Below are 14,049 nucleotides of genomic sequence, written 5' to 3'. Positions count from 1 at the left end.
CGCGTGAGCGGCAACTTCGCCTCGCGAGGCGATGATGAAAGCGGAGCCTAGGCGCCCCGCGCGCCCTTGCCCGCGGCCTTCGGCACGAACAGCATCTTCTCGACCTGCGCCAGCAGCCGCTTCGCGAAATCGGCATCGAGCTCCGCATGCTCGAACAGCAGGCGATACCAGACCGGCCCGAACAGCAGGTCGAGCACGATGTCGTGGTCGACGTCGGCCGCGATCTCGCCGCGCTCCTGGGCCTTGCGCAGCAGGCGCAGGCCCGATTCGCGGCGCGGCAGCACCACCTTGTCGCGCAGCAAGGTGGCGGTGGCCTGGTCGTACTGCGCCTCGGCCACGAGCGAACTGAGGATCGTGCGCCATTCGCGGTCCTGCACGCGCTCGACCGTCGACACCAGGTAGCGGCGCAACTCGCTCTTGAGCGAGGCCGCGTCCTCGACGATGGCCGTGTCGGGCAGGCCCTCCATGTAGAGCTCGATCAGCAGCGCGCCCTTGCTCGGCCAGCGGCGGTAGATCGAGGTCTTCGATACGCCGGCCAGCGCCGCGACCTGCTCCATCGCGAAGCGCGCGTAGCCGTGCACGCGCAGCACCTCGCGCGCGGCTTCGAGGATGGCGTCGTGCGTCTGCTGCCGGCGGCGCCGGCCGCGCGGCCCCTGCTCCACGGGCTCGGAACTCTGGTCGGGGGTGTCCTGCATGGTCATGGCGCGATTCTGACATTCCGATGCCTGTTGACATACGGTACGTACCGTTCTAAAGTTTTAGATACGGTGCGTACCGTTTACTGGAGTCAATCATGCCGCCTCGGGCCCTTCGCCGCTTCGCCGGCCTTCTCGCCCTCGTGCTTTGCTGTTCCGCGCATGCCGTTGCGTTCAAGTGGGCGTCTCAGGACGACGCCGCGACCATGGACCCGGATGCCTTCAACCACGGGCCGACCATGACCGTGCTCGGCCACATCTACGAGGGACTGGTGCGGCGCGACCGCGAGCAGCGCATCGAGCCCGCGCTCGCGCAGTCGTGGACCCAGCCGGCGCCGACCGTCTGGCGCTTCCGCCTGCGCGAGGGCGTGCGCTTCCACGACGGCAGCTTGCTGACGGCGGATGACGTGGTGTTCTCGCTCAAGCGCGCGATGACGCCCGAATCGGACATGAAGGTGTTCGCCGCCTCGATCGCCGACGTGAAGGCGGTGGACGCCACGACCGTCGACGTCGTCACCGAATTCCCCAACGCGGCGCTGCTGCAGTCGCTGCCCGAGCTCAAGGTGATGTCCAAGGCCTGGGCCGAGAAGAACGGCGCGCTGCGCCCGGCCGACATGCGGCAGAAGAGCGAGAACTTCGCGACCCGCAACGCCAACGGCACCGGCCCCTTCAAGCTCTCGGTGCGCGAACCCGACGTGCGCACGGTGCTGGTGGCGCACACGGGCTGGTGGGACAAGCCCGGCACCAACATCACCGAGGCGACGATGGTGAAGATCTCGTCGGCCGCCACCCGCGTGGCGGCGCTGCTGTCGGGCGAGCTCGACTTCGCCTACCCGATCCCGCTGCAGGACATTCCGCGGGTCGAGGCCTCGACCGGCTACAAGGTGCTGCAGGGCCCCGAGATCCGCAACCTGTTCCTCTCGATGGACCAGGCCAGCCCCGAGCTGCGCTACGCGAGCGTCAAGGGCAGGAATCCCTTCGCCGATCGCCGCGTGCGGCTGGCGATCTACCAGGCGATCGACATCGAGGCGATCGGCAAGCGCATCCTGCGCGACTCGGCGGTGCCCACCGGCATCCTCGTGCCGCGCGGCGTGAACTCGGTCGACGCCGCCATGGTGGCGCGGCCCTTTCCCTACGACCTCGCGGCCGCGAAGAAGCTGCTCGCCGACGCCGGCTATCCGACCGGCTTCGAGGTCACGCTCGACTGCACCAACGACCGCTACGTCAACGACGAACAGGTCTGCACCGCGATCGCCGGCATGCTTTCGCGCATCGGCGTGAAGGTGGCGGTCAACGCACTGCCGGGCGCGCGCTTCTTCACCAAGGTGGGCGCGGGCGACTCGAGCTTCAATTTCTTCGGCTACACGCCCGTCAACCTCGACGCCTACAACACCCTCAACGTGATGATGGCCACGCGCGACGGCAAGGCCGGCCAGTGGAACGTCGGGCGCTACAGCAATCCCGAGGTCGACCGGCTGATCGGCCAGGTGCTGACCGAGATGGACCCGCAGGCGCGCACGCGGCTGGTCACGCAGGCGATGACCCTGCACCGCAACGACGTGGGCCACATCCCGCTCTACCAGCAGGGCCTGGCCTGGGGCATGCGCAAGAACGTCGACGCGGCACTGCAGAGCGACAACCGCGTCAACCTGCGCTTCATCAACGTCCGGTAGGCCCGATGCTCGCGTTCTTCATCCGCCGACTGCTGGCGGCCGTCGGGGTGCTGGCCACCGTCGCGTTCATCGCCTTCGGCCTGTTCAAGCACGTGGGCGACCCGGTCACGCAGATGCTGGGGCCCGATGCAAGCGATGCCGACCGCGCGCGCGTGCGCCAGGAACTGCGGCTGGACGACCCCTTCGTGTTGCAGTTCGCACGCTTCTCGGCGCGGCTCGCGCAAGGCGACCTCGGCGTGTCGCTGCGCCAGGGCCGGCCGGTGCGCGAACTGCTGGCCGAGCGCCTGCCGGCCACGCTCGAGCTCAGCCTGGTCGCCGCCGTGGTCTCGGTGGTGGCCGGCCTGTTCCTGGGCGTCGCGTGCGCGGTGCGCCCGCGGAGCTGGTTCGCGCGCAGCACCATGGCACTCTCGCTGATCGGCGCCTCGCTGCCCACCTTCCTGATCGGCATCCTGCTGATCCTGGTCTTCTCCGTCACGCTCGGCCTCCTGCCCTCCTACGGCCGCGGCGAGGTGGTGGCCATCGGCTGGTGGAAGAGCGGGCTGCTCACGCGCGACGGCTGGCTGCACCTCGCGATGCCGGCCGTCACGCTCGCGCTGTTCCAGCTCGCCCTGATCGTGCGGCTCGCGCGCGCCGAGATGATGGAGGTGCTTCGCGCCGACTACATCCGCTTCGCCCGCGCGCGCGGCATCCGCGAGCGCGCGATCCTCTACCGCCATGCGCTGCGCAACGCGCTGGTGCCGGTCGTGACGATCGTGGGGCTGCAGCTGGGCGCGGTCATCGCCTTCGCCGTGGTCACCGAAACCGTCTTCCAGTGGCCCGGCCTCGGCGCCCTGTTCGTCGATGCGATCGGCTTTGCCGACACGCCCGTCATCGCCGCGTACCTGTGCTTCGTCGCGGCCATGTACGTGTGCATCAACCTGGTCGTGGACATCCTCTATGTCGCGATCGATCCCCGTCTAGAGACAGCCTGAAAGCGGCCCGCATGAATCCCACGCCTCCCATGGCGCGCACCGTCGAAGCGGTGCGCGCGTTCCACGACGACCTGGCCCGGCTGCGCCAGGACCTCCACGCGCACCCCGAGCTCGGCTTCGAGGAGGAACGCACCGCCGCGCGCATCGCCACCTTCCTCCAGGCGCTCGGCATCGAGGTGCACCGCCACGTGGGCCGCACCGGCGTGGTCGGCGTGCTGCACGGCCGTTCCACGGCCAGCGGGCGCAGCATCGGCCTGCGGGCCGACATGGACGCACTGCCGATCCAGGAACTCGGCGATCCGGCCTATCGCTCGTGCATCCCGGGCCGCATGCACGGCTGCGGGCACGACGGGCACTGCGCGATCCTGCTGGGCGCCGCGAAGTACCTGGCGCAGACCCGCGACTTCGACGGCACCGTCTACTTCTTCTTCCAGCCGGGCGAGGAAGGCCATGCCGGCGCGCGCGAGATGATCCGCGACGGCCTGTTCGAGCGCTTCCCCGCGCAGCAGGTGTTCGCGCTGCACAACTGGCCCTCACTGCCCGCGGGCACCATCGCGCTGAACCCCGGGCCGATGATGGCGGCGATCGACCGCTTCTCGATCCGCGTGCAGGGTCGCGGCGGGCACGGCGCCCATCCGCAGCAGGCCATCGATCCGATCCTCGTGGCCTCCGGGATCGTCTCGGCGGTGCACACCATCGTGAGCCGCAACGTCAATCCGGTCGATGCGGCGGTCATCAGCTTCCAGTCCTTCCAGTCGGGCGCGCCCGAGGCCCTGTCGGTCATTCCGGACCACGCGCAGCTGCACGGCATGGTCAAGTGGTTCAAGCCCCAGGTGCAGGCCGTGCTGCGCGAACGCCTGATCGAGACCGCGCAGCGCGTGGCACTGGCCTTCGGCGCCCAGGCCGAGGTGCACTACGAGGAGCTCTACCCACCGACCGTCAACCACCCCGAGGCCGCCGAAGCGCTCGCGCGCGTCGCCTGCCGGGTGGTCGGCGAGGCCCACGTGGTCCGCGACATGGAGCCCAGCATGGGATCGGAGGATTTCGCCTTCATGCTGCAGCAACGGCCGGGCGCCTACTTCCGGCTCGGCCAGGGCATGACCGACGGCCGCTTCCTGCATCACCCGCGCTACGACTTCAACGACGCCACCATCCCGGTCGGCAGCGGCGTGTTCGCGGCACTCGCCGAGGACCTGCTCGCGCCATGAAACAGCTCTGGACCCGATGGCTCGACAGCGATGTCGGCCACAGCTTTCGCAGCTCGCCGGTCGCCATGGCGGCGGCGCTGGTCGCACTCGCCTGCCTGCTGGCGGCCGTCTTCGCGGGCTGGGTGTCGCCGCACGACCCGTTCGACCTGACCCGGCTCGAGCTGCTCGATGCGCGGCTACCGCCGGCATGGGCGCCGGAAGGCAGTGCCAACTACCCGCTGGGCACCGACGACCAGGGACGCGACATGCTGTCGGCCGTGATCCACGGCCTGCGCATCTCGCTGGTCGTGGGCCTGGCCTCGGTCGCGGTCTCCGCCGTGGTCGGCGTCGCGCTCGGATTGCTGGCCGGCTTCGCGGGCGGCTGGGTCGACGCGCTGCTCATGCGCGTGTGCGACGTCATGCTGTCGTTCCCGCCGATCCTCACCGCGCTGCTGATCGCCGGGGTGGCGCGCTCGCTGCTGCCGAACGCCCACGCCTCGGTGGCTTTCGCCGTGCTGGTGCTCGCGATCTCGCTGAGCGGCTGGGTGCAGTACGCGCGCACCGTGCGCGGCGCGACGCTGTCCGAGCGCCACAAGGAATACGTGCAGGCCGCGCAGGTCACGGGCGTCGCGCCCTTTCGCATCATGCGGCGCCATGTGCTGCCCAACGTGCTCGGGCCGGTGCTCGTGCTCGCGACCATCCAGGTCTCGACCGCCATCGTGACCGAGGCGACCCTGTCCTTCCTCGGCGTGGGCGCGCCGCCGACCTCGCCCTCGCTCGGCACCTTGATCCGCGTGGGCAACAACTACCTGTTCTCGGGCGAATGGTGGATCGCGCTCTTCCCCGGCCTGATGCTGATCGCGGTCGCGCTCAGCGTGAACCTGCTGGGCGACTGGCTGCGCGACGCGCTCAACCCGAGGCTGCGATGAGCACGCCAGGAACGGATTCCATGAACATCCTCGACGTCGAAGACCTGGTGGTCGAATTTCCCGGGCGCCGCGGCACCCTGCGCGCGCTCGACGCGGTCAGCTTCTCCATCGCACCCGGCGAGATCCTCGGCGTGGTCGGCGAGTCGGGCGCCGGCAAGTCGCTGACGGGCGCCTCGATCATCGGCCTGCTCGAACCGCCCGGGCGCATCGCGGGCGGCCGCATCCGGCTGCAGGGCGAGCGCATCGACCAGCTCGATCACGAGGCCATGCGCCACATCCGCGGCCGCCGCATCGGCTCGATCTTCCAGGACCCGCTGACCTCGCTCAATCCGCTGTTCACCGTCGGCCAGCAACTGACCGAGGCCATCCGCACCCATCTGCGGCTCGATCCCCGAAAGGCCCGCGCCCGCGCGATCGCGCTGCTCGACGAGACCGGCATTCCGGCCGCGGCGCAGCGCATCGATCACTTCCCGCACCAGTTCTCGGGCGGCATGCGCCAGCGCGTGGTGATCGCGCTCGCGCTGGCGGCCGAGCCGGTGCTGATCGTGGCCGACGAACCGACCACCGCGCTCGACGTGTCGGTGCAGGCGCAGATCGTCGCGCTGCTGCAGCGCATCTGCCGCGAGCGCGGCGCCGCCGTGATGCTGATCACCCACGACATGGGCGTGATCGCCGAGGCCTGCGACCGCGTGGCCGTGCTCTATGCCGGCCGCGTGGCCGAGATCGGGCCGGTGCACGACGTGGTGCGGCACGCCGCCCATCCTTACGCGGCCGGACTGATGGCCTCGATTCCCGACATGGACTCGTCGCCCGAGCGGCTCGCGCAGATCGACGGCGCGATGCCGCGCCTGAACCGGATTCCTTCCGGCTGCGCCTTCCATCCGCGCTGCGGCCAGGCCTTCGCGCGCTGCACGCGGGAACGGCCCGAACTGATCGCCGCGGGCGCGACGCATGCCGCCTGCTGGCTGCATGCGCGCACCGCGGCAAGCCCTCTCTTTCCCCACCCTTCCCTCGCCCACCCATGACAGCCCTCGTCCAAGCCCACGACCTCGCGCGCACCTTCGACGTCTCGCCGCCCTGGCTCAACCGCGTGCTCGAGCGCAAGCCGCGCGTGCTGCTGCATGCGGTCGATGGCGTGAGCTTCTCGATCGAGCGCGGCAAGACGCTCGCGCTGGTCGGCGAATCGGGCTGCGGCAAGAGCACGGTCGCGCGCCTGCTCGTGGGCCTGTACGCGCCCACGCGCGGCGGCTTGCAGTTCGACGGCCAGGACGCGCACGCGGCCTTCAAGACCGCCGAGGGCCGCAAGCTGCGCCGGCGCATCCAGATGATCTTCCAGGACCCCTACGCGAGCCTCAACCCGCGCTGGATCGTAGAGGACATCATCGGCGAGCCGCTGCGCGAGCACGGCATCTTGAGCGACAAGTCCCAGCTGCGCGAGCGCGTGGGCCAGCTTTTGCAGTCGGTGGGCCTGTCGCCGCTGGACATGAGCAAGTACCCGCACCAGTTCTCTGGCGGCCAGCGCCAGCGCATCTCGATCGCGCGCGCGCTGGCCACGCAGCCCGAGTTCCTGGTCTGCGACGAGCCCACCTCGGCGCTCGACGTGAGCGTGCAGGCGCAGGTGCTCAACATCATGAAGGACCTGCAGCGCGAGCAGGGCCTGACCTACCTGTTCATCTCGCACAACCTCGCGGTGGTGCGCCACGTGGCCGACCAGGTGGGCGTGATGTACCTGGGGCGGCTGGTGGAGGTGGCGGACAAGCAGAAGCTGTTCGCGACGCCGCAGCACCCGTACACGCGCATGCTGCTCGACGCCATCCCGCAGATGAAGCACACGGGGCGCGCGCGCACGCCGGTGCAGGGCGAGGTGCCGAATCCGCTCAATCCGCCCGCGGGCTGCGCCTTCCATCCGCGCTGCCCGCATGCGAATGCGCGCTGCTCGGCCGAGCGGCCGAAGCTCCAGAGCATCCGTGGCGTGCAGGTGGCCTGCCATGCGGTGGAAGAGGGCCGTGCCTGAACGGCCCCCGCCCTCAAGGCGTGTCGGCGAGCCGCCGGATCGCCTCGACCGCGCCGGGATTTTCGAGCGCCGAGAGGTCGCCCGGTGGCTGCCCCGCGAGCACGCGGCGGATGAGCCGGCGCATCGCCTTGCCATTGCGCGTGCGCGGCAGATCGTCGACACAATGCACGACCGCGGGCCGAAAAGGCTTGCCGAGAGCGGCTTCGATGGCGGCCGCCGCGCGCACCGCCAGGTCGTCGCTGTACGGGGCCCCATCCCCCGCCGGCTGCGATACCAGCACCAGCACCAGCTTCTGTCCCTTCACCGGATCGGGCAGGCCGACCGCGGCGGCGTCCTTCAACGGGAGCGCGGCCAGCAGCACGGCCTCGACCTCGGCCGGCCCGAGCCGCTTGCCCGCGATCTTGAGCGTGTCGTCCGAGCGGCCGAGCACGAAGAAATGGCCCTCGCCATCCTCGTAGACCAGGTCACCATGCACCCAGCGACCCGGCACCGCCTGCCAGTAGGCCTCGAGGTAGCGTGCGTCGTCGCGCCAGAAGCCCTGCGTCATGCCCACGAAGGGCTGCGCGATCGTCAGTTCGCCGGGCACGCCGACCACCCGCGCGCCCGTGTCGTCGGCCGCGAAGGCCTGCACGCCCGGCGAGGCGCTGTTGAAGCCCGAGGCCTTGATCGGCCGCACCGGAACGTTGGCGAGGATGGCGCCCGACGCCTCCGTCCCGCCCGTGTAGTTGATGAGCGGCAGCGCGCCGCGACCGAAGCGGCGGAAGAACCACTCGAAGTGCTCGGGATCGAGCACCTCGCCGGCCGCCATAAGCATGCGCAGGCTGCGCAGGTCACCCCGCGTGGCCGCGTCCGCATGCGCCGCCAGGCTGCGGATCAAGGTGGGCGAGGCGCCGAAATGCGTCACGCCATGCCGCTCGATCATCGACGCGAAGCGCGACCAGTCGGGGAAGCCGGGCGCCCCGTCGTAGCACAGCAGCGTGGCGCCGGCGATCAGCGCGCCGATGACCGTGATCGGCCCGACGATCCAGCCCATGTCCGAAGGCCAGCACCAGGTGTCGCCGGCCCGCAGCTCGAAATGGAAGGCGCTGTCGTGCGCGATCTTGAGCGGGAAGCCGCCATGCACATGCACCGTGCCCTTGGGCGCGCCCGTGGTGCCCGAGGTGAACACGATCATGAAGGGATCGTTGGGATCCATCGAGACGAAGTCCGCGATCGGCTCGGCGCCGGCGACCTCATCCCATGGGCGGCGCTCGCAGGCGCCTTCGATGGCATCGCGGTCGCCGAGCACCACCACCTGCGCGAGCACGGGCAGGCGCCCCAGCGCCTCGCTGACGGCCGCGGCCGCCGACACCCGGCGGCCGCGCCGCATGAAGCCTTCGGCCGCGATCAGCATGCGCGCCTGCGCGAGCTCGAGCCGCGAAACGATGGCCTCGGCACCGAAGCCGGTGAACAGCGGCACGCACACGGCCCCGAGCGCGGCGATGGCGAGAAAAGCGATGGCTGCTTCCGCACCCATCGGCAGCATCAGCCCGATGCGGTCGCCGGGCGCGATACCCATCGCGCGCAGGCCGCCGGCGAAGCGGCGCACGCGCAGCGCGAGTTCCGCGTGGCTGATCCTTTCGACGCGACCGTCCTCGGTCTCCGCGATCAGCGCGGGCTGCGTCGCGCGCTCGGGATCGCAGGACCAGCGCAAGGCGCTGCGTACCCAGTTGAGACGGCCGCCGTCGAACCAGCGCGGATGCGCGGCATCGGGTGCGTCGGTGCGAAAGCGCTGCCACGGCGCATCCCAGACGATGTCGAGCTGCGCCAGCACGTGGCGCCAGTAGCCCGCCGGATCGTCCACCGAGGCACGGTGCAGTTCGTCATAACCCGCCAGGCCCATGCGATGGGCGAGCGCGGTGAGTGGCGCCGAGGCGATGCGTTCGGCATCGGGCCGCCAGAGCGTGAGATCGGGGAATTCCATGTACCGTCCTCCGTTCCTGCCGGCTCAGCCGCCACGCCGGCGCGCGGCACGGAAATCGGGCGCGCGCTTTGCGAGAAAGGCTTCCACGCCTTCGCGCGATTCCGCCGTGCCGTAGTAGAGCGCCAGCGCCTCGAAACCCAGCGCGCCGATGGCGCGGATGTTCTCGGAGTCCGCATTGAACGAGCGCTTCGCGATCGCGATGGCGGTCGGGCTCTTCGCGAGGATCTCGGCACACCAGCGCGCCACCTCCGCATCGAGTTCGTCGGGCGGAACGACGCGGTTGACCAGGCCCATCGCCAGCGCCTCGTCGGCGCCGTAGCGGCGGCACAGGAACCACATCTCGCGCGCGCGCTTCTCGCCGGCCACGCGCGCGAGCAACGCGGTGCCGAAGCCCGGATCGACCGAGCCCACCTTCGGTCCGACCTGGCCGAAGACCGCGTCGGTGCTCGCGATGGCGAGGTCGCACACCGTGACCAGCACGTTGCCACCGCCGATCGCATAGCCCTGCACGCGCGCGATCACCGGCTTGGGGATGTCGCGGATCAGGCTCTGCAGCTCGTCCATCGGCAGGCCGATGGTGCCGCGCCCGCCGTAGCCGCCTTGCCCTTCGCCATGGTCGGACTGGTCGCCGCCCGTGCAGAAGGCCTTGTCGCCGGCACCGGCGAGCACGACCGCGCCGATGTCGCGATTCCAGCCGGCGCGGCCGATCGCGTGCAGCAGCTCTTCCACCGTGCGGCCGCGCAGCGCGTTGTAGCGCGCGGGCCGATCGATGGTGATGCGCGCGACGCCATCCTTCTCTTCATAGCGGATGTCCTCGTAGTCGAAGGCGTCGTTCACAGCGCGGCCTCCACCACCGACAGCGCGGCATCGAAGGCCTCCAGCCCCTGCGACAGTTCGTCGCGCGTGATCACGAACGGCGGCGAGACCATCGCCACGTTGTACCGTCCATAGGCATGGACACCGCGCTTCATCAGCTCGCCGTAGAACAGCTTCATCGGCGCCGAGCCCTCGGGATGGTGCCATTCCACCAGCGGCTCGCGCGTCTCGCGGTCCTTGACCAGCTCGATACCGAAATGCGCGCCGAGCCCGCGCACGTCGCCCACCACCGGGTGCCTGCGCTGCAGTTCGCCGAGCCCCTCGCGCAGCCAGCCCTCGATCTCGAGGGCACGTTCGAACAAGCCCTCCTCGAGGTAGACCCGCAGCGCGGCGACGCCGCCCGCGACGGCCAGCACATGGCCCGCATGCGTGTGGCCCACGTCGAACAGCTCGGTGTCGAAGTGGCTCGCCACGCCTTCGCGCACCAGCACCCCGCCCAGCGGCGTGTACGAGGAGCTCGCGCCCTTGGCGAAGGACATGAGGTCGGGCAGCACGCCGAGCCGCGTCGCGGCGAAGGCGGCGCCGGTCCGGCCGAAGCCGGTCATCACCTCGTCGTACACCAGCAGGATGCCGTGGCGGTCGCACAGCGCGCGCACGCCCTGCAGATAGCCCTCGGGATAGATCACCATGCCGCTCGATCCCGTCATCGGCTCGAGCACGATGGCCGCGACGTTGTGCGCGCCCTCGTGCGACAGCACCTGCTCCAGATGCTGCAGCGCGCGCCGCGATTCCTCGGCCGGCTCGCGCGTGTGGAACGGGCTGCGGTAGGGATAGGGAGTGAAGAACTTCACCATGCCCGGCAGGTTCGGCAGCGGGTCGCGCCAGCGGTCCACGCCCGTCAGCGCGCTGCCGCCGATGGTGCTGCCGTGGTAGGAGCGGTAGGCGGTCAGCACCTTGGGGCGGCGCGTGACAAGGCGCGCGATCTTCACCGCATCGTCGTTGGCCTCGCCGCCGCCGCTCGCGAAGTGCACGCGCAGCCCCTCGCTCCACGGCGAGATGCGGTTCAGCAACTCGGCGTATTCGGCGCGCACGTCGTTGAAGTAGCTCGAGGCCACCCAGCACAGCCGTTCGGCCTGCTGCTGGATCGCGCGCACCACCTTCGGATGCCCGTGGCCCAGCGGCACCGCGACATAGCCGCTGGTCATGTCGAGATAGGCCTTGCCGTTCGTGTCGTGGAAATGGCAGCCCTTGGCATGCGTGATCACGGGCGGGTTGAGCCCGCCCTGTACCGACCACGACACCAGCACCTGCCGGTAGGCGGCGGGCAGGCTCGCGTTGGCCTGGCCATGGATCTGAAGGTCCATCGTCTGTCCTCTGTGTTGTTGCGTGAAGAAAAGTTGAAGCGGATCGCTGCGATGAAGCATAGGAATGCGGGTCCACGCGGACAAACCAAAGCTTTGGGGCCTGAGCCGCAAAGCAATTCGCGCTCGGCATGTCCCGCCGAGCGCTCTTCCCCTCCCCTGAACCTGGAGCGATAGCCATGGCACGCCAGCTTCCCCCCATGCCGTCGGTGCGCGTGTTCGAGGCCGCCGCGCGCCATGGCAGCTTCGCCAAGGCCGCGTCGGAACTCTTCGTCTCGGCCGGCGCGGTGGCCCATCAGGTGCGGCAGCTCGAGGACTGGCTCGGCCTGCCGCTGTTCCTGCGCACGCCGCGCTCGGTCGAACTCACCGACGCCGGGCAGGCCTACCTGCGCGGCGTCGCGCCGCTGCTCGAGGAACTCGAACGCGTGTCGATGCGCTGGCGCCAGCATGCGGAGGGCGCCAGCGAGGTGACGGTCAGCGCCATGCCCTCGTTCGTGACGCGCTGGCTGATGCCGCGGCTCGGCGAGTTCCGCGCCGCGCATCCCGCGGTCGAGGTGCGCGTGCTCGCCGCGGTGGCCCCGGTGGACTTCGCGCGCGATCGCGTCGACGTGGCGATCCGGCTCGGCTCTGGCCCCTACCCCGGCATGGAGGCACGGCCGCTGCTGCGCGAGGCCTTCCATCCCGTCGCGAGCCCGCGCTGGCTGGAACGGCATGGCATGCCCGCGTCGCCGCGCGATCTGCTCGACACGGTGCTGCTGCACGACGAGTTCGAGCCCCGCATTCCCGAGCAGATCAGCTGGGAGGCGTGGTTCGCGGCCCAGGGCGTCGCATCCGGCGCATCGCTGCGACCGGCGGCCGCCTTGCGCTTCTCGCACAGCTATCTCGCGCTCGATGCCGCGGCCGCGGGACAAGGCGTGGCGCTCGCGTCCGACGTGCTGGCGCGCGATGCGCTGCAGCGCGGCGAACTGGCACGGGCCTGGCCCGGCGATCTGCCCGGCCCGTACCGCTACCACCTGCTGTGCCAGCGCGGCGCAGGCGACCGGCCCGCGGTCGCGGCGTTCACGCAATGGCTTCGCTCGGCGGCCGATGCTTTCGCGGGCATCGCGCCGCTGGCCGAACCCTGAGCCAGGGCCTATCGCTCACATCTTGTCAGCGCAGCCAGCTGGCGGGCACGGTGATGAGCTGCGGGAACAGCACGAACAGGAACATCAGCCCGGTGAGCGACAGCAGGAAGGGCCACACGCCCCGGATCACCTGGTCGAGGCTCACGCGCGAGGTGCCGGCCACCACGTTGAGCACGGTGCCCACGGGCGGCGTGAGCAGGCCGATGGCGTTGTTCATGATGAACATCACGCCGAAGTACACGGGGTCGATGCCGGCCTTGTGGATCACGGGCATCAGGATCGGTGTCATGATCAGCACGGTGGGCATCAGGTCGAGCGCGGTGCCCACGATGATCACCAGCACCATGATCACGAACATCAGCAGGATCTTGTTGTCGACGAAAGGCTCGAGCAGCTCGCCCACCTGGGCCGGGATGTTGGCGATGGTGATGAGCCAGGCCGACACCAGCGCCGCGGCCACGAGGAACAGCACGGTGCTCGAGGTCTTGGCGGCGCTGAGCACCAGCTCGGGCAGGCGCGGCATCTCGAGCTCGCGGTAGACGAAGCGGCCCACCACGAAGGCATAGACCGCCGCCACCACGGCAGCCTCGGTGGGCGTGAACACGCCGAACTTCATGCCGCCGATGATCACCAGCGGCAGCACCAGCGCCCACACGCCGTCGAGCAGCGCGCGGCCCAGGCCGCCCGCGCTGAAGCTGCGCACCGCGACGTTCTTCTCTTTCTTCGCGCACAGCCACCAGGTGGCGGTGAGCGTCAGCGCCATCATGATCCCGGGGAACAGGCCGGCGAGGAACAGCTTGGTGATCGAGATCTGCGCCACCACGCCGAACACCACGATGGCGATCGAGGGCGGGATTACCGGCGCGATGATGCCGCCGGCCGCGATCAGGCCGGCCGCACGGGGCACGTCGTAGCCGGCCTTGCGCATCATCGGGATCAGCAGCGCCGCAACGGCGGCGGTGTCGGCCACGGCCGAACCCGAGATGCTCGCGACGACGGTGGCCGCGATGATGGCCACGTAGCCCAGGCCGCCGCGCACGTGGCCGACCAGCGCGTCGGCCACCTTGACGATGCGCGCCGACAGGCCGCCCGCGTTCATCAGCTCGCCCGCGAGCATGAAGAAGGGCACCGCCATCAGCGGATAGTTGTTGACGCCCTCGAGCATGTTCTGCGCGAGGATCTGGGTGTCGAAGTTGCCCAGGTGCACCATCAGCGCGACGCCGCAGACGAGCAGCGCGAAGGCGATGGGCATGCCGAAGGCCATGGCCCCGAGCAGCGAGGCGATGAAGACGAAGATGGTCATGGATGTCCCGTGT

The 14,049-nt window shown here is 70.1% G+C and carries 12 protein-coding genes; 7 read left to right on the top strand and 5 right to left on the bottom strand.

Annotated features, from left to right (window positions below; all coding sequences use genetic code 11):
• Positions 1 to 47: 47 nt before the first annotated feature.
• Positions 48 to 701: a TetR/AcrR family transcriptional regulator gene (locus INQ48_37380; protein ID QRF61079.1), complete on the bottom strand. Its 654-nt coding sequence runs from the start codon at positions 699 to 701 to the stop codon at positions 48 to 50.
• Between the two features lie 200 nt (positions 702 to 901).
• Here INQ48_37380 and INQ48_37375 point away from each other — a divergent pair, with 200 nt between their 5' ends.
• The 6 genes from INQ48_37375 to INQ48_37350 are packed head-to-tail and all read left to right on the top strand — an operon-like array spanning position 902 to position 7,469.
• On the top strand, positions 902 to 2,368 hold the full coding sequence (locus tag INQ48_37375) for an ABC transporter substrate-binding protein (GenBank protein QRF61078.1): 1,467 nt from the start codon (positions 902 to 904) through the stop codon (positions 2,366 to 2,368).
• Positions 2,369 to 2,373: 5 nt separating this feature from the next.
• Positions 2,374 to 3,339: an ABC transporter permease gene (locus tag INQ48_37370; GenBank protein ID QRF61077.1), complete on the top strand. Its 966-nt coding sequence runs from the start codon at positions 2,374 to 2,376 to the stop codon at positions 3,337 to 3,339.
• Between the two features lie 29 nt (positions 3,340 to 3,368).
• The gene (locus tag INQ48_37365) at positions 3,369 to 4,547 is read left to right on the top strand and encodes an amidohydrolase (GenBank protein QRF63136.1); all 1,179 of its coding nucleotides are present in this window, start codon (positions 3,369 to 3,371) and stop codon (positions 4,545 to 4,547) included.
• Positions 4,544 to 5,455: an ABC transporter permease gene (locus tag INQ48_37360; protein QRF61076.1), complete on the top strand. Its 912-nt coding sequence runs from the start codon at positions 4,544 to 4,546 to the stop codon at positions 5,453 to 5,455. The genes INQ48_37365 and INQ48_37360 overlap by 4 nt, the downstream gene beginning before the upstream one ends.
• Positions 5,456 to 5,475: 20 nt before the next feature.
• The gene (locus INQ48_37355) at positions 5,476 to 6,480 is read left to right on the top strand and encodes an ABC transporter ATP-binding protein (GenBank protein ID QRF61075.1); all 1,005 of its coding nucleotides are present in this window, start codon (positions 5,476 to 5,478) and stop codon (positions 6,478 to 6,480) included.
• Entirely contained in the window at positions 6,477 to 7,469 is a 993-nt protein-coding gene (locus tag INQ48_37350; protein ID QRF61074.1) for a dipeptide ABC transporter ATP-binding protein, read from the top strand. Before INQ48_37355 ends, INQ48_37350 begins: the two co-directional genes overlap by 4 nt.
• 13 nt (positions 7,470 to 7,482) lie before the next feature.
• Here the strand turns inward: INQ48_37350 and INQ48_37345 are convergent, their stop codons facing one another.
• From INQ48_37345 to INQ48_37335, 3 genes are read right to left on the bottom strand one after another with little or no spacing between them, the layout of a single operon-like run.
• On the bottom strand, positions 7,483 to 9,432 hold the full coding sequence (locus tag INQ48_37345; GenBank protein ID QRF61073.1) for an AMP-binding protein: 1,950 nt from the start codon (positions 9,430 to 9,432) through the stop codon (positions 7,483 to 7,485).
• Between the two features lie 24 nt (positions 9,433 to 9,456).
• Positions 9,457 to 10,269: an enoyl-CoA hydratase/isomerase family protein gene (locus INQ48_37340; protein ID QRF61072.1), complete on the bottom strand. Its 813-nt coding sequence runs from the start codon at positions 10,267 to 10,269 to the stop codon at positions 9,457 to 9,459.
• Positions 10,266 to 11,612: an aminotransferase class III-fold pyridoxal phosphate-dependent enzyme gene (locus INQ48_37335; protein ID QRF61071.1), complete on the bottom strand. Its 1,347-nt coding sequence runs from the start codon at positions 11,610 to 11,612 to the stop codon at positions 10,266 to 10,268. Before INQ48_37335 ends, INQ48_37340 begins: the two co-directional genes overlap by 4 nt.
• A gap of 176 nt (positions 11,613 to 11,788) precedes the next feature.
• Here INQ48_37335 and gcvA point away from each other — a divergent pair, with 176 nt between their 5' ends.
• Entirely contained in the window at positions 11,789 to 12,733 is a 945-nt protein-coding gene (gcvA, locus tag INQ48_37330; GenBank protein ID QRF61070.1) for a transcriptional regulator GcvA, read from the top strand.
• A gap of 25 nt (positions 12,734 to 12,758) precedes the next feature.
• Here the strand turns inward: gcvA and INQ48_37325 are convergent, their stop codons facing one another.
• A complete protein-coding gene (locus tag INQ48_37325) occupies positions 12,759 to 14,036 on the bottom strand; it encodes a TRAP transporter large permease subunit (protein ID QRF61069.1) in 1,278 nt (425 codons plus the stop codon).
• Positions 14,037 to 14,049: the final 13 nt, after the last annotated feature.

The sequence above is a fragment of the Variovorax paradoxus genome (assembly GCA_016806145.1).
Taxonomy (GTDB): domain Bacteria; phylum Pseudomonadota; class Gammaproteobacteria; order Burkholderiales; family Burkholderiaceae_C; genus Variovorax.
Note: the sequence above shows the minus strand (reverse complement) of the source record. Positions and strands in the feature narration are given on the sequence as shown.